Raw genomic sequence first — 14,733 nt, forward strand, 5'->3', positions numbered from 1 at the left:
GACCACAGACGGGGTCGAGGACGACGAGCCTTTACCGTTCCGACGGGTAACGGCGGTAATGAGCAAACCGAGCCCGGACGTCTACGAGCAGGGCAAGGGCATGGACGCCCACAATCAGGTGATGCGCGAGATCCGTTCGCGCAAGGAGGCCAGCTACGATCCCCACGAGCCTACCCGAGTCTGGCTCGACGAGGACAACACCCCCGGCGGCGTCAAATCGAGCCTGACGATCATCCTGAACACCGGCGGCTGTCGGTGGGCCCGCGCCGGCGGCTGTACGATGTGTGGCTACGTCGCGGAAAGCGTCGACGGCGGCTCCGTCTCCCACGACGCCCTGATGGACCAGATCGACGTCTGTCTCTCCCACGAAGCCGACAATGCCGACGATCCCGCCGACCTCATCAAGATCTACACCTCCGGCTCCTTCCTCGACGAGCGCGAGGTCGGCGCGGAATCCAGACGAGCGATCGCCGACACGTTCGCCGACCGCGAGCGCATCGTCGTCGAGTCGCTGCCCGACTTCGTCGATCGCGAAAAGATCGCCGACTTCACCCAGCACGGCATCGACACGGACGTCGCGATCGGCCTCGAGACGGCCACCGATCGGGTCCGCCACGACTGCGTGAACAAGTACTTCGACTTCGCGGACTTCGAGGCCGCCTGCACGGAAGCCGCGGCTGCCGACGAGGAGGCAGGTGAGGACGTCGAGGCCGGCATCAAGGCCTACCTGCTGATGAAACCGCCCTTCCTCACCGAGTCCGAAGCCGTCGCGGACATGATCTCGTCGATCGAGCGCTGTGCCGACGTCGAGGGCTGTCACACCGTCTCGATGAACCCCTGTAACGTCCAGCGCTACACCATGGTCGACGACCTCTACTTCAACGATGGCTACCGACCGCCGTGGCTGTGGTCGGTCGCACACGTGCTCGAGGCGACGGCGGCCGTCGACGCCATCGTCGTCTCGGATCCGGTCGGGCACGGCTCCGATCGGGGCCCGCACAACTGCCAGGAGTGTGACGACCGCGTCCAGAAGGCGATCAAGGACTTCGACCTCCGACAGGATCCGACGGTCTTCGAGCAGGTTTCCTGTGAGTGTGAGCTGACCTGGGAGACGGTCATCGAGCGCGAGCGAAGCTTCAACCAGCCCCTGACGCGATAGCACCCACGCTGCGTGGGACGGGATGTGTTATTTCCTCGTCGACCCACTACCAGCCGTATGGGATACCCGTCGTTTTCGGACTACTGGAACGAACTCGAGCCCGCCGTGTTGGTCGTCGTCGGCCTCCTCTTGCTCGTGTTTCCCGAGCCAGCGACGTCCGCGCTCGGCGCGGGCCTCGTGTTGCTCGGGGTGAGCTGGTGGTTCTACGAGTGGGGCCGCTAGAACTCGAGCCGGCTCCGGTCGTCCCCCGCAGCCGTGTCGCCCGACGTGGACCGGAGGGCTGCTGAATCGGCGCGAGGCACCTCGAGTGTGACGACGGTGCCACGGGGTTCGTTGTCGGTAAACGACAGGTGACCACCTGCCTGCGTGACGACCCAGTTGACCAGCCAGAGCCCGAGGCCGCTCGCGTGGCGGAGCGGCGTAATCTCCTGGTTGCCCTCGAGGAGGTCGCGTTCTTCGGTAGGGATACCGGGGCCGTCGTCGGCGATCGAGAGCGTCAACAGCCCGTCGGACGGCCGGTTACACAGCGTCACGTCGATGGAGGGCTGTGGCCGGTCGTTGTGTTCGACGGCGTTCTCGAGTATCTGAAAGACGGCCGCTTCCAGGTACTCGTCGCCTCGAGCAACGGCTCGCTCGGGCAGCGAACAGGTGATTTCGATGTCGGAGGTGTCTTCGAGGCGGGCGACTGCACGCTCGACGGCCGTGACGAGGTCGATCGGCCCGCTCGGGACCTCCTCGCGGTCGAGGACGCGCTCGACGGCACGGGTTTTCTGTGCGAGTGCGGTGAGTTCGCTCGTCCGGCAGCGGATCGTCTCGACGTACTCGCGGTCGGCGTCGTCGACGCTCGTGTCGAGCATCTCCGCACAGCCGTCGATGATGTTCATCCCGTTGCGCAGGTCGTGACGCAGGACCCGATTGAGGATCTCGAGGCGCTTCTGTCGCTGTTTCTGCTCGGTGATATCGGTGTAGAGTCCGAACGCACGGTCCGACGAGCCGTCCATCTCCATCGGGACGACGCGGAGTCTGAAATCGCGCAATCCGTTCGCCGTCCGTCGTTTGACCTCGGCCTCGCCGACCTCGCCCCGGCTTCCGCGGCGATTGAGCGTCCAGGCTTCGGTTGTCCTGTCCGGCGGCACGATGATCTCGTCGAGCGGCTCGCCGACGAGATCCGCCTCGTCGTAGCCGAAGACCCGCTCGAACGCCGGGTTGACCGCCTCGACCACCGGGCCGTCTTCGAGCTGGCTGACGCTGACGACGGCATCGGGAATGTTCTCGAACAGCGCCGCGAAGCGATCGCGTTCGGTTCGCAACCGCTCTTCGAACGCGATTCGGTCGAGTGCGTCCGTGACGTGGGAGAGCAGGAGCTCCGCCAGTTCCGCGTCGGCCGAGGTGAACGCGCCCGGCTCCATCGAAACGGCCTGAAACACGCCGTGATCGCCGATCGGGACGCTCAGTACCGACCTGAGACCGTCGACGCTGGCCACCGCGTTGTCGTCCGCCTGGACGTCGTCGATCCGGGAGGGTCGTTGTGTCCGATCAGATCTCCCGTCAATGCCGTCGTCGACCGGCAATTCTCCCTCGAGGTCCGCCTCGAGAGTGGACGAAATAGTCCGTTTGACGAGCGACCCTTCCTGGCCCCTGTCGACACAGCAGAGATCGAAGTTGAGCACGTCTTCGGCGGCCTCGACGGTTACTTCGTAAATTTCCTCGCGGTTCTGACAGTCGTCGAGCCGGGACGCGACGTCGTGAAGCCCCTCTATTTTCGACTTCCTGTCGACGAGCTGTTGTTTCATCCGTTTGCGGTCGCTGATGTCTCGAGCGATGCCGACCGTCCCATCGATCTCGCCGTTGGACCGCAACAGTGCCATGTTGACCTCCCCCGGCGTCCGCTCGCCGTTGGGTCCCGTGAGGGTGACCTCGTAGGTCGCGATGCGTCGTTCGCCGTCGATGAGCGCCTGAATGTGTCGCTGTCCGCGGTCAACGCTCTCGTCCGTGAGAAGCTTCGAGACGTGCTCGCCGAGCAGGTCGTCGCGATCGTAGTCGATCTCGCCCATCGTCGTATCGTTGATGGTGACGAACCGGCCGTCGAGATCGAGCTGATAGACGTAATCACCGACCGTCTCGACGACGGTCTTCGTCCGCTCGAGTTCGCGTTCGCGAGCCGCCCGATCGAGCGCCGCTTCGGCGGTCCTCGCGAGGACGTGGATCAGGTGGATCTCGGTGTCGTCGAGGGTGTCATCGCCGGGTGCCGCGACCGTAAACAGCCCGTGATCGCCCAGCGGTTGGAAGAGTGCGGTCCCGATTTCCGCCCCGATGTCGTACGGAACGCGGTCCATCGGGACGTTCTCGACGATCGTCGGTTCCTGATTGCTGTAGGCCTCCCAGAAAACGGTCTCTCCGGGGCCGACCGATGGGATACTGTCGGTGTATTCCTCGAGCGTCGACGTGATGCGTGTGGCCTCGAGCGTCTCACTCTCCTCGTCGTAGAGCCGGATGCCGGCGAACGAGCGATCGATTACGTCCTCGGTCGCCGTCAACACGATATCCCCGATCTCCTCGGCGGATTCGGCTCGCAGGAGTTTCTGGGTCGTCTCCTGGAGCGCCTCGAGTGCGTTTGCCCGCTTGCGATCGGTCGTGACGTTCCGTCCGAACGAGAGGACGCCCTCGATCTCGCCGTCTGCGCCCAGCGGGATGTCGAACCATTCGCAGGTAACTGTCGTGTCGTCCTTGCGGACGTTACAGCTCTCACGCCAGGACGGGTCCGTGAGGCCGCCGTCGACGAGCGACCGCAACTCCTCGCGTACCGCCCGTCGCTCGTCCGCGGGGACGAGCAACTCGAGGGCGGACTCGCCGATCGCCTCGGCAGCGGTATAGCCAAACAGCTCCGTCGCGGCCGGGTTCCAGTTTCGAACGGCGAACTCGGCGGGGGTCCACTCGACGATCGCGAGCGGCGACTGTTCGACGAGGGCCGTGAGGCGATTGGACGGCTCCGCGACCGACGTCATCGGAGTGGTATCGGTCACGACCCCCTCGGGCCCGGCGTGTCGAGGCTGATCCGTCGCTGCCTGGGTTTCGAGCACTGCATCCAGCCGCGAGCGGAGGGTGTCGGACACCTGTGAACGAGGAACGTAGCCGTCGGCTCCCGCGGCGACGACTGCGCCCGCGAGTGCTTCGCTCCCGTCCTCGGGAACGATCACGATCGGAATCGCGGGACACTGCTCCCGGATCGCCCTGCAGCAGTCGACCGGACCGACGTCGGGGGGTGCGCCCTCGATCACGACGCAGTCGGCAGTCGCGAGGGACTCGAGGCACGCCGCGATGGTCCGAACCCGCTCGGTAGTCACGCCGTCTCCCTCGAGGGCGCGTTCGAGACCGATCTCGGTATCGGCACCGACGACCACAACTCGAGCGTTCGGTCCGGTGTTCGTGGACATTCCCTGTATTCCAGTCGACTACAAGAACCCCGAACGTATTAGTCTTGGACTCGGTTCACGGATTCGTTCATTCCGTTTAACGTGGAGGCGTTTCGTAGAAAAAATCGAATACGGGCTCTAGACGCCGTTTCTCGGCGACGCGAATCCCCGGAGGATACCCTGTCCGTCCGTCGGACCGATGTCGGGGAGGGTTACCCGTTCGGGATGGGGCATCAACACTGCGACGGACTCGCGGTCGCCGAGGACGCCGGCGATATCGTGTTTGGAACCATTCGGATTCGCGTCGGGACTCGTCGTCCCGTCTTCCTCGCAGTACCGGAAGAGCACGCGATTCTCGTCCTCGAGAGTTGCCAACCGGTCGTCGTCGATCTCGTAGCGGCCCTCGCCGTGGGCGATCGGGACGTCGATGACTTCGCCCTCGTCGTAGGCGGCGGTCCAGGGCGTATCGTTACGCTCGACGCGCAGATGGACGTGTTCACACTGGAACCGGGCGCTCTCGTTGGTCGTGAACGCACCCTCGGTCAGGCCGGACTCACAGCCGATCTGTGCGCCGTTACAGATGCCCAGAACCGGAACGCCCGCGGCCGCGGCCTCGCGAACGTCGGCCATGATCGGTGAGCGGGCCGCCATCGCCCCCGCCCGGAGGTAGTCGCCGTAGGAAAAGCCACCTGGGATGACGATACCCGTCGTCTCCTCGGGCAGTCCGTCCTCGTGCCAGACGATCTCGGCGTCGATATCCAGATAGTCGAGTGCCCGTTTCGCGTCGCGATCGCAGTTCGAGCCGCCAAAGCGGATGATCGAAACCGTCATCTACCGTTCTGCGACCTCCACGTCGTAGTCGTGGATGGTCGGATTCGCCAGCAGCCGTTCGGCCATCTCGTCTGCGCGCTCGCGTGCGCCGTCCGCGGAATCGGCCTCGAGGTCGACCTCGAAGCGATCGGCCGACCGCAACTCCTCGAGTTCGAAGCCCAGCCGCTCGAGGGCTTGCTTCGTGGTCTCGGCCTCGGGGTCCAGTACGCCCCGTTTGAGTCGAACCGTCACCGTCGCGGTGTAGGCGGTCATTACATCATACCCCGTAACCGTGCTCAAAAACGCTTTCGCCTTGACTCCGTAATACACGATCGTGGATACCGTCTCCCGTCACCGATCGGCCACCGGGAGCACCTAGCGCTGTAACCGCGCGACGGGGCCGTCGCTGCCATCGCGGTCGAGTTCGACCAGCCCATCCGACTCGAGGTCGGACAGTAAGCCCGTGAGCCAGTCACGGCCGTACTGGCCTCCGGGCGCGTAGTCGACGCGGATCCGGTGACCTAAGGTGTCGATCTCGAGTTCCTCGTACTCCCGGAGCGTCCCGATCACGCGACCGCGGAACTGCCGGCGACTCCCCTCGAAACTCGGTTGGGTCGGCACGTCGGGAGCGGTGAAGTCGCCGCTGGCGTAGGCGTGACACCACTCGCGCCAGGGACAGCCGGCCTCGTCACACCGTGGGGTCTGCTCGCAGGCGACGCCGCCCAGTTCCATGATCGCGTTGTTCCAGACTCGCGAGCGATCCTCGGGCATGAGGTCGCTCGCGGCGTCCTCGAAGGCCGCGTCGTCGTCGGGAACGTCGAACGCCCGATAGAGCACTCGCTTGACGTTCGTGTCGACGACGGCGTCGCCGTTATTGAACGCGAAACTCGCCACCGCGTTGGCCGTGTACGGGCCGACACCCATCAGTTCCTGGAGTTCCGCGGGCGTGTCGGGGAAGTCGCCACCGTACTCCCCCTGAACCTGTCGGGCCGCCTCGTGGAGATACTTCGCCCGGTTGTTGTACCCCAGACTGTGGGCCGTCCAGAACCCCACGACGTCGGCGCGGTCGGCGTCGGCGAGGTCGGCGGTGGTCGGCCACCGCTCGAGGAACTCCTCCCAGGCCTCGACCACGCGGCCGAGCTGGGTCTGCTGGCTCATCACTTCGCTGACGAGGATTTCGTAGGGGTCGTCGGTCCGTCGCCACGGGAACTCGCGGTGGTCGTCCTCGTACCACGCGATCAGCGCCTCGCGGACGGCCGGCCGGTCGTCGGGCAACGACCACTCCTCGGCCGATGGCTCGGCATCACTCATCGATCCCCCTAGCGACTGGGCCCCCTTACTGGTGACGGTCCCGGCCGCGTGGCGTCGCTTCCGTCGGTCGCCGACGCGACGACCACGAAAGGCCTATCCGGCACGCTCGAGACCGAACTCGTATGAGCCTCGACGATCTCACCGACGACGTCACGGACTCGTATACGACTATCGACGACGAACTCGCCGTTTCGCTCGATCGGGAGACGCGCAACGAACTCGCCTTGCTCGAGACCGCACTCGAGCCCGAGGAGACCGACGAACTCGTCCGGCGGGCGATCCACATGCTCTTTCAGTCGACCGTCGACACCGGCAAACTCGACTTCCAACTGCGGTCGGCCTACGACGTCACCTACGACGAGTATCTCTCGGGCATGACCTTCGAGGAGATGACCGGCGCGGACCAGTATCCGACGATGGACGACGAGCGGCGCTACCAGTTCTAGGCGAGCGTCGAGCCTGACGGGTCATGTAGCGCCTTTTCGGCGGGTACTCGGGGTCGACGACGTGGAACGCGACGAACCCCGTTTTTGCGGACGGACCGATGTCGTCGGTACCCCTCGAGCCGCCTCGCAGACTGTCGAAAAACGGGGAACGAGGAACGGGGGTTCATACGGGCCCGTTCAGTGCCGGCGAACCCGCCACCCGCGTTCGGGTGCGCCAAGAAACAGTGACAGCGGACCGTCTCAGTCGTCGATCGGGGCCGCACTCGAGAGCGCTTCGTCGATGTCCGCCTCGGCCATCTTCTCGACCAAGGCGTCGATCACTTCCTCGCGCTTGCCGGAGACGAACTTGATCGAACCGACGACGAGGTGGCCGCCGCCGGAGACGCCGCCGCCCGCGATCTCGGCCTCGAGTTCCGAGACCATGTTCGGAATGTCCAGCCGGACGCCGTCACTCCGGAGGACGGCGAAGTCCGGGCCGTAGCCGACCGTGATGACCGGATCGCCGGTCTCCTCGATCTTCCGGTCGTGGATCTCGCCCGTGGTCTTCCCCGGCGCGGGGTAGGTAAAGCGGTGGGCGTAGTTCTCCACGTCGATCCGGTAGAGGTGCGCGCCGTTCTCGAGCGTCTCGTGCTCGAGGTGGGCCATCGCGGCGTCGAGTTGCTCGTCGACTTCTTCGCGCCCGCGGTCGGCGAAGAACTCGACGAGTTCGCGGTGTCTGTCCTCGTCGTCGCTGTCGACCTGCAGCAGGTCCTGGATCAGTTGGTCGCCGGAGTTGTAGCGCAGCCAGAAGGCGGCGTAATCCAGCGCCTCGCTGACGTCCTGGAGACGGTCCTCGTCGTATCCCTCCTCGTCGGCGAGCGCGAGGTAGTCGTCCATCGCGTCGGCCTTCGAGCGGTCCGAGAGGCCGGCGACGGCGGGGATGTGGCGGAGTTCGTCGGTGAGATCGGGGTAGATCATCCGCGCGAGTTCGACGCAAAGCATCCCCGTCGTGATCCGGTAGTCCTCGCCGTGGAGGTAGGGATTGACGTGGGCATCGAGCAGGTCCTCGACCGCATCCGGGTCGGGGTGGTGGTGGTCGACGACCGCGATCGGGATGTCGTAGTGGGCCAGCGTCTCGTAGGCCGGAACGTCCTCGGCCGTCGAACCGTTGTCCAGCATGAGCAGGAGTGGCAGTTGCTGGCCGTGTTTCTCGCGATCCTCGAGCGCGAAGTTGAGGTCCCGCGTGGCGTCTTCCATCTCGTAGAACGGCGCTTTCGCCGGCAGCCGCTTGATGAGGTGACGCGGCGCGTCCGCGTCCTCGTGGACGTCGGCGATGAACCGCTGGAGTGCGATCTGAACGGGAACGGCAGCACACATTCCGTCACCGTCGGCGTGGTGGCGCACCCGGATCGGTCGGCCCTCGAGGACGGTCCGTCGGAGCAGTTGCGCGACTTCCTCGAGGTTCGGACGGAGCTTTTCGAACGCCGGCCAGTCGATCAGGGGCTCGACGTCGTGGGGCTCGGCGCGAGCGTCGAGGGCGTCCTCGAGGCGCTCGCGGGCTTCCTCGGCGGCCTCGCCGTCGAGTTTCGAGAGGCCGTCGACTTCGACTTGGACCGACCCTTCCCGGTGTTCCGGCGTGCCAGTTACCCGCACGACGTCGCCGACCTCGATGGCGGGGTAGGCGCGGACGCCGGCCTCTTCGAAGGCAGCACAGGGAACGACGCCGTGTTCGTCGGAGACGTGGAAGATCGTCGGCCCACCGGTCTGTTTGACCTGTGTGACCGTCCCCTCGAGGTGGATCTGATCGCCGATATTGCTCTCGAGGCGGTCGGTCCCCGTCAGCGAGTAGTCGTGGCCGACCTCCTCGAGGGTGTAGTCATCGATATCGACAGTCTCGAAGGCCAGGTCACCGTTGTCGCGGACGCTCTCGAGTTCGACGACGAGTTCGTCGCCGACGGCGAACGTGCCCTCGAGGACGGATTCGTGGACGAGTCCGGAGATGGAGTCGGAGAGATCGACGAAGACGCCGTAGTCGACGATGCCGTTGATTTCGGCGAGATAGGGGCGGCCGTGTTCGATGTCGTCGGCGGTACAATCGGAAGCGAGATCGTAAACGACGGAATCCCCGTCGTCTGCGCCGGGTTCCCCGGCGGAGTCACGCGTCATCTTGATTCAACGTTTGGGGGTGGTCGCGTATAACCCTTGTCAAGAAGGGATGTCGACTCGAGGCGCTGGTTTTTGAACCGGTCGACGGGATCCGCTGCCGGTCGGAGCGTGATGGAAATAGTCTCTCCCGGAAACGATTTCCGGAGTAATACGGTATCAGTATTACTCCGTACGTATACCGGTAATCATGCTCCGTGCCACCACTAAGGACAGGTCACGATCCCCAAGGAGATCCGGGACAGACTCGGAATCGAACCGGGGGACGAGATCTCTTTCGAAGAGACCGGCACCGGGTACGAGATCCGAAAGGAGGAACCGACGACGACGCCGGCGTAACGGAAGTCGCGTTCGACGACAGCGTTCCGAAAGACGCAGTTCCAGGGGAACCCACGCATCGGAACGTTTAGCAACCGCAAGGCCTCAGAGGGTGATATGGGGCTGTTCGACGCGCTGTTTCGCTCGAGCGAGATCCTCGGCATCGCCGAGGAGACCCTCGAGTTCGCCCTCGAGTCCTCCGAGGAGACCCATCCCAACGAGTACATGGGGTTTCTCCGGGGGACCGAGGCCGATCGCCTGGGACTGGACCGGGAGGGCCTGGTCATCACGGACATCCTCGTGGTGCCCGGCACGGAGTCCAACAGCGTCAGCGCGACCGTCAAGACGAACCAGATTCCAAACGACGTGAAGGCGCTGGGGAGCATTCACTCCCATCCCAACGGCGTCATCCGCCCGAGCAACGCCGACCTGGACACGTTCGGCCGCGGGAGCGTCCACGTCATCATCGGTGCGCCCTACCGCCGGACCGACTGGAAGGCGTTCGATTCGCAGGGCAAGCCGACCCAACTGAACGTGATCGACGTCGACCTGCCCGACACCGACGACTTCTTCGATTTCACGCAAGCGGATATCGACGAGGAACTGCGCCGATGACACTGCCGAGACTCGAGACGATGCCACCAGTGACTACCGACTCAACCGCGACGGGATCGACACGCGAACCGCCAGCCCCCCACTCCACAGGGAGGGAGAGATGACGCGGACGGTCATCGCTCAGGGAACGTTCGATATCCTCCACCCCGGCCACGTCCACTACCTCGAGGAGGCCGCCGCGATGGGCGATGAACTCGCCGTCATCGTCGCCCGCAGGACGAACGTCGATCACAAGGAGGCACCGATCTGCCCGGCCACCCAGCGCCGCGACGTCGTCGCCGCGCTCGAGGCCGTCGACGAGGCCCTGCTCGGTCACGAGGAGGACATCTTCGTCCCGATCGAGGAGATCGACCCCGACGTGATCGCGTTGGGCCACGACCAACATCACGACGACGACGCCATCGCGGCCGAACTCGAGGCTCGCGGGATCGACTGTGAGGTACGCCGGGCGAGCGGTCGGGAGTCGAGCGACGACGACCAACTCCTCTCGACGCGGCTGATCATCGATCGGATCCTCGAGCGACGGGGGGAGTGAGCCCGGTCGCACCGAGTCAGTTTTGGAGGACGACCGGCGGCGGCAACCGAAGTGAATCGACCGTATGCCCCGTCTCGACGAAGTGTTCGATCGCTTTCTCCGAAACCTCCTTTTCGGTGTAGCCGTCGGCCGTCGTGATCTGCCAGTCACACTCGAGACAGTATTTGCACATGCGTCGGTCTACCTGTGAGTGAGTCACAAGGCCGGGAAAGAGTCGTGCAGGAAAGCGAAGGGGCCACTTTGCGGGGCCACTGGTCCGAACGTGCCGGTTCCGTCCGAACCCGCCGGCCTACTCCTTTTTTACGCCGGGGTTGGTCACGGCACCGTTGGCCGCCGAGCCGAAGTCACGGCCGAACTTCGCGAGGACGCCGTTCTCGTAGTTGGGCTCGGGCTGGTCCCACTCCTCGCGGCGGGCCTCGAGTTCGGCCTCGTCGACGTCGACCTCGAGGGTTCGCTCCTCGATGTCGATGGTGATCACGTCGCCGTCCTCGATGAGGCCGATGGGGCCGCCGGCGAACGCCTCGGGGGCGACGTGGCCGATCGAGAACCCGCGCGTCGCACCGGAGAAGCGGCCGTCGGTGATGAGCGCGACGTCTTCGGCGTGGCCCTGGCCGGCGACCGCGCTCGTGACGCCCAGCATCTCGCGCATGCCGGGCCCGCCCTGTGGCCCCTCGTTGCGGATGACGATCACGTCGCCGCTCTCGACGTGGCCTTCCTGGACGTACGCCATGGCGTTTTCCTCGTTCTCGAAGACGCGGACGGGGCCTTCGTGGTGGAGGTCGTCGTCGCCGGTGACCTTGAGGACCGAGCCGCCCGGCGCGAGGTTGCCCGTCAGGATCCGGATCGCACCCTGCTCGTTTTTGGGCTCGTCGACGGTGTAGAGGAAGTCGACGTCTAACTCCTCGATCGCCGGCGGATCGATTCGCTCGAGTTCCTCGCCGATCGTGTTGCCGGTGACCGTCAGCGCGTCCCCGTGGAGGAGGTCGGCTTCGTAGAGGGCATCGAGAACGACCGGGACGCCGCCGACCTCGTGGAGGTCGTTCATCACGCGCGTGCCGCCGGGCTGGAGGTCGGCGATCTTCGGGGTCCGCTGACTGATCTCGTCGAACTCCTCGATGGAGAGGTCGACGCCAGCCTCGGCGGCCATCGCGAGCAGGTGGAGCACGGCGTTGGTCGAGCCGCCGACGGCGACCTGGAGGGCGATGGCGTTTTCGAACGACTCCTTGCTGAGGAAGTCGGACGGTTTGCGTCCGTCCTCGACGACCTCGACGGCGAGTTCGCCGGCCTCGCGGGCGACGTCGTAGCGGGATTCGGCCTCCGCGGGCGGGCTGGCGCTGCCCAGCGGCGCGAAGCCGAGCGCTTCCGAGATCGAGGCCATCGTGTTGGCGGTGAACATGCCGCCACAGGAGCCCGCGCCGGGACAGGCGTTTCGCTCCATCTCGTCGAGTTCCTCGCTGTCCATCTCGCCGTCCGCGACGGCACCGACGCCCTCGAAGAGGTTCTGGACGGTGACTTCCCGCCCCTCGTGCTCGCCGGGCATGATCGAACCGCCATAGAGGAAGACCGAGGGGAGGTCAGTCCGGATCGAGGCCATCATCATCCCGGGCATGTTCTTGTCACAGCCGCCGATGGTGACCAGTCCGTCCATTCGCTCGCCGAAAGAGACGAGTTCGACGGAGTCGGCGATGAGTTCCCGGGAGATCAACGAGGCCTTCATCCCCTCGGTTCCCATCGAAATCGCGTCGGAAATCGTGATCGTCCCGAACTCGATGGGCATCCCACCGCTCTCGTCGATCCCCTCGAGGGCCGACTCGGCGACGTCGTCGAGGTGGACGTTACACGGCGTGATGTCGGCCGCGGGATTGGGCACGCCGATCATCGGCGATCCGAAGTCCTCGTCGTCGAACCCCATCGCACGGAACATCGCGCGGTGTGGTGCCTTGTCCGGCCCCTCCGTCACTTCGCGGCTCCGCAACTGCTCGTCTTTCCCGTAGTCGAACTCGTCGTCGCTGCTCATGGCTCTATCTTGATTCGAAAGGGTATAAGTCACCCTTTCTCGGTCAACCCTTCGTGCAACTGGAGGACCGGCCGAACCGGTTCGGACGTTCGACCGGGAACGTCGCCCGCGACGCCGTCGCGCGAGTAGACGGCAGTGACGACGATATCAGTCGAAATACCGTGCCAACCGCTCGGCCGCTTCTTCGACACACGGCGTCACGAGCGCGAACCGTAGCCACTCGGTTCGAGAGTCGCCGAAGGCCTCGCCTGGCATCCCGGCAACGCCGGCCTCGTCGATCAGGCGCTCGACGTTCTCGAGCGTGCCCGGATAGCCGTCGAACCGAGCCATGACGTAGAACGACCCGCTCGGAGACGTGTACTCCGCTCCGGCCGCGTCGAGGGCATCGGTGAAGGTTTCGACGCGATCGCGGAGCCGTTGGCGGTTGCGCTCGTAGTAGTCGGGTCCCGTCTCCCGGAGCGCTTTCAACACCGCGTACTGACCGGGCCGGGTCGTGGCGACGTTGACCAGCATGTGGCGGCTCTTGGCGTTCGCGACGAGTCCGGGCGGGAAGACGGCGTATCCAACTCGAACGCCGGTAACCGCCATCGACTTCGAGACCGCGTTGGTGACGACCCGGTGGTCGGAATCGATCTCGAGCGCGCTCGCGAACTCCCCGGAGAGATCGTAGTGGTCGTACACCTCGTCGCTGATCAACACGGCATCGACTTCCTCGGCGATAGCGACGAGTTCCCGCATGGTTTCGGCGGGGTAGACCGCACCCGTCGGATTGTTCGGCGTGTTCACCACGATGGCAGCCGTCTCCGCGCTGGCGGCCGCGCGGACGTCGTCCGGATCGAGCTGTCCCGCCTCGTCCGTCGCGACGTACGACTGGGTCCCGCCGAGCATCGTCGTCTTCCCCGGATAGTAGGGATAGACGGGATCCGTCAGCAGGATCTCGTCGCCGCTGTCGCGCTCTAACGCCCGCGCCATCGCGAGGTAATTCGCCTCGCCGGCCCCGTTGGTCACGACGATCCGATCGGCATCGACGCCCCGCCGCGTTGCGATCTCCTCGCGCAACTCGAGCAAGCCCTCGCTGGGCGGGTACTGGAACCGGTCGGGCTCGAGGTCGGCGTACTCCCGGAGTCCCTCGCGGAGCGCGTCGGGCGGCTGCCAGTCGGGGTTCCCGCTGACCATGTCGATGACGTCGCGGTCCGCCGCGTCCGCGTACTCCATCACGTGGAAGAACAGCGGCGTCTCGTAATTCATGGGAGCTACTGGGAAGACCGGTACCGTTTGTCTTTTCCTTTCCGCGTCGAACGGGCGGGATCGGTGTTCTCGATCGCCGGTCCGAGTGGCGACCCGAAGTCGGCAACCCTCGCTTTCACAACGGTGCCCCCCTATCGACTCGAGTATGAACGACGATATCGACCGCGACCTGCCGATGGACGTCGCCGACGCGTTGCGCGACACCGGGGAGACGCTGGCCGTCGCCGAATCCTGTACCGGCGGGCTGATCGGCGCGGCGATCACCGCTGTTCCGGGCGCGAGCGACTACTTCGATTCGGGGTTGACGACCTACGCGTACGACGCCAAGCGCCGTCACCTCGGCGTCAGTCGCGAGGCGCTCGACGAGCACGGGGCGGTCTCCGAACCCGTCGCTCGAGAGATGGCACAGGGGATCAGAGACGTCACGGACGTGACCTGGGGGATCTCGACGACGGGGATCGCCGGGCCGACGGGCGGGAGCGAGGAGACCCCGGTCGGCACCGTCTACATCGGTATTTCTCATGGGGCACCGTGGGGAAGCGAGGAGTCGTACGCGACCGTCTCACGCTACGTTTTCGACGGCGACCGTGCGGCGGTCCGCGCCAAAACCGTCGACCAGGCGCTCGCGGACCTGCTCGCGGAACTCGAGGCGCGTTGAGAGCGGTCGCTGTGAAACGATCCGCTGTCACCGGGTCCCGGCGCACCGGCGGCCCGCTGTG

The 14,733-nt window shown here is 65.4% G+C and carries 14 protein-coding genes and 1 pseudogene; 7 read left to right on the plus strand and 8 right to left on the minus strand.

Annotated features, from left to right (window positions below; genetic code table 11):
• Positions 1-58: 58 nt before the first annotated feature.
• A complete protein-coding gene (locus tag J0X27_RS17545; RefSeq protein WP_207270426.1) occupies positions 59-1,159 on the plus strand; it encodes an archaeosine biosynthesis radical SAM protein RaSEA in 1,101 nt (366 codons plus the stop codon).
• A 57-nt stretch (positions 1,160-1,216) separates the two neighbouring features.
• Entirely contained in the window at positions 1,217-1,381 is a 165-nt protein-coding gene (locus J0X27_RS17550; protein WP_207270427.1) for a hypothetical protein, read from the plus strand.
• Here J0X27_RS17550 and J0X27_RS17555 read toward each other — a convergent pair.
• The 4 genes from J0X27_RS17555 to J0X27_RS17570 all read right to left on the minus strand — a co-directional run bounded on the left by J0X27_RS17555 (position 1,378) and on the right by J0X27_RS17570 (position 6,693).
• Positions 1,378-4,593, minus strand: a complete 3,216-nt coding sequence (locus J0X27_RS17555) for a PAS domain S-box protein (protein ID WP_207270428.1) — start codon at positions 4,591-4,593, stop codon at positions 1,378-1,380. The genes J0X27_RS17550 and J0X27_RS17555 overlap by 4 nt on opposite strands.
• 117 nt (positions 4,594-4,710) lie before the next feature.
• The gene (purQ, locus tag J0X27_RS17560) at positions 4,711-5,403 is read right to left on the minus strand and encodes a phosphoribosylformylglycinamidine synthase I (protein ID WP_207270429.1); all 693 of its coding nucleotides are present in this window, start codon (positions 5,401-5,403) and stop codon (positions 4,711-4,713) included.
• Positions 5,404-5,655 (minus strand): phosphoribosylformylglycinamidine synthase subunit PurS, encoded by a 252-nt coding sequence (gene purS, locus J0X27_RS17565; protein ID WP_097378934.1) that lies wholly within the window; start codon positions 5,653-5,655, stop codon positions 5,404-5,406.
• Positions 5,656-5,757: 102 nt separating this feature from the next.
• Complete coding sequence (locus tag J0X27_RS17570) at positions 5,758-6,693, minus strand: A/G-specific adenine glycosylase (protein WP_207270430.1); 936 nt, start codon at positions 6,691-6,693, stop codon at positions 5,758-5,760.
• A 122-nt stretch (positions 6,694-6,815) separates the two neighbouring features.
• Between J0X27_RS17570 and J0X27_RS17575 the strand changes: the two genes are divergently transcribed.
• Entirely contained in the window at positions 6,816-7,139 is a 324-nt protein-coding gene (locus tag J0X27_RS17575; RefSeq protein ID WP_207270431.1) for a ribbon-helix-helix protein, read from the plus strand.
• Positions 7,140-7,379: 240 nt separating this feature from the next.
• On the opposite strand, the gene han is transcribed toward J0X27_RS17575, so the two are convergent.
• Entirely contained in the window at positions 7,380-9,284 is a 1,905-nt protein-coding gene (han, locus tag J0X27_RS17580; protein WP_207270432.1) for a Hef-associated nuclease, read from the minus strand.
• 219 nt (positions 9,285-9,503) lie between these two features.
• On the opposite strand from han, the pseudogene J0X27_RS17585 reads away from it, so the two are divergent.
• From J0X27_RS17585 to J0X27_RS17595, 3 genes and pseudogenes are all read left to right on the plus strand, one after another.
• Positions 9,504-9,608: pseudogene (locus tag J0X27_RS17585) on the plus strand (AbrB/MazE/SpoVT family DNA-binding domain-containing protein); the annotation flags it as partial.
• A gap of 108 nt (positions 9,609-9,716) precedes the next feature.
• On the plus strand, positions 9,717-10,214 hold the full coding sequence (locus tag J0X27_RS17590) for a Mov34/MPN/PAD-1 family protein (RefSeq protein WP_207270433.1): 498 nt from the start codon (positions 9,717-9,719) through the stop codon (positions 10,212-10,214).
• A gap of 100 nt (positions 10,215-10,314) precedes the next feature.
• Positions 10,315-10,749 carry an FAD synthase family protein gene (locus J0X27_RS17595; protein WP_207270434.1) on the plus strand — a complete coding sequence of 145 codons (435 nt, stop codon included), beginning with the start codon at positions 10,315-10,317 and terminating at the stop codon, positions 10,747-10,749.
• Positions 10,750-10,765: 16 nt separating this feature from the next.
• On the opposite strand, the gene J0X27_RS17600 is transcribed toward J0X27_RS17595, so the two are convergent.
• The 3 genes from J0X27_RS17600 to J0X27_RS17610 form a co-directional block, all read right to left on the minus strand.
• Positions 10,766-10,921: a hypothetical protein gene (locus tag J0X27_RS17600; protein ID WP_207270435.1), complete on the minus strand. Its 156-nt coding sequence runs from the start codon at positions 10,919-10,921 to the stop codon at positions 10,766-10,768.
• Between the two features lie 117 nt (positions 10,922-11,038).
• Positions 11,039-12,766, minus strand: coding sequence for a dihydroxy-acid dehydratase (gene ilvD, locus J0X27_RS17605; protein ID WP_207270436.1), 1,728 nt, complete (start codon positions 12,764-12,766; stop codon positions 11,039-11,041).
• Positions 12,767-12,913: 147 nt separating this feature from the next.
• On the minus strand, positions 12,914-14,014 hold the full coding sequence (locus J0X27_RS17610) for a pyridoxal phosphate-dependent aminotransferase (RefSeq protein WP_207270437.1): 1,101 nt from the start codon (positions 14,012-14,014) through the stop codon (positions 12,914-12,916).
• A 145-nt stretch (positions 14,015-14,159) separates the two neighbouring features.
• On the opposite strand from J0X27_RS17610, the gene J0X27_RS17615 reads away from it, so the two are divergent.
• Positions 14,160-14,672, plus strand: a complete 513-nt coding sequence (locus J0X27_RS17615; protein ID WP_207270438.1) for a CinA family protein — start codon at positions 14,160-14,162, stop codon at positions 14,670-14,672.
• The last annotated feature ends 61 nt before the right edge of the window (positions 14,673-14,733 follow it).

The organism is Natrinema longum, from assembly GCF_017352095.1.
Taxonomy (GTDB): domain Archaea; phylum Halobacteriota; class Halobacteria; order Halobacteriales; family Natrialbaceae; genus Natrinema; species Natrinema longum.

Coding starts and splice junctions, on each gene's coding strand:
- J0X27_RS17545 (WP_207270426.1), top strand. CDS start 59: ATGAGCAAACCGAGCCCGGACGTCTACGAGCAGGGCAAGGGCATGGAC.
- J0X27_RS17550 (WP_207270427.1), top strand. CDS start 1,217: ATGGGATACCCGTCGTTTTCGGACTACTGGAACGAACTCGAGCCCGCC.
- J0X27_RS17555 (WP_207270428.1), bottom strand. CDS start 4,593: ATGTCCACGAACACCGGACCGAACGCTCGAGTTGTGGTCGTCGGTGCC.
- purQ (WP_207270429.1), bottom strand. CDS start 5,403: ATGACGGTTTCGATCATCCGCTTTGGCGGCTCGAACTGCGATCGCGAC.
- purS (WP_097378934.1), bottom strand. CDS start 5,655: ATGACCGCCTACACCGCGACGGTGACGGTTCGACTCAAACGGGGCGTA.
- J0X27_RS17570 (WP_207270430.1), bottom strand. CDS start 6,693: ATGAGTGATGCCGAGCCATCGGCCGAGGAGTGGTCGTTGCCCGACGAC.
- J0X27_RS17575 (WP_207270431.1), top strand. CDS start 6,816: ATGAGCCTCGACGATCTCACCGACGACGTCACGGACTCGTATACGACT.
- han (WP_207270432.1), bottom strand. CDS start 9,284: ATGACGCGTGACTCCGCCGGGGAACCCGGCGCAGACGACGGGGATTCC.
- J0X27_RS17590 (WP_207270433.1), top strand. CDS start 9,717: ATGGGGCTGTTCGACGCGCTGTTTCGCTCGAGCGAGATCCTCGGCATC.
- J0X27_RS17595 (WP_207270434.1), top strand. CDS start 10,315: ATGACGCGGACGGTCATCGCTCAGGGAACGTTCGATATCCTCCACCCC.
- J0X27_RS17600 (WP_207270435.1), bottom strand. CDS start 10,921: ATGTGCAAATACTGTCTCGAGTGTGACTGGCAGATCACGACGGCCGAC.
- ilvD (WP_207270436.1), bottom strand. CDS start 12,766: ATGAGCAGCGACGACGAGTTCGACTACGGGAAAGACGAGCAGTTGCGG.
- J0X27_RS17610 (WP_207270437.1), bottom strand. CDS start 14,014: ATGAATTACGAGACGCCGCTGTTCTTCCACGTGATGGAGTACGCGGAC.
- J0X27_RS17615 (WP_207270438.1), top strand. CDS start 14,160: ATGAACGACGATATCGACCGCGACCTGCCGATGGACGTCGCCGACGCG.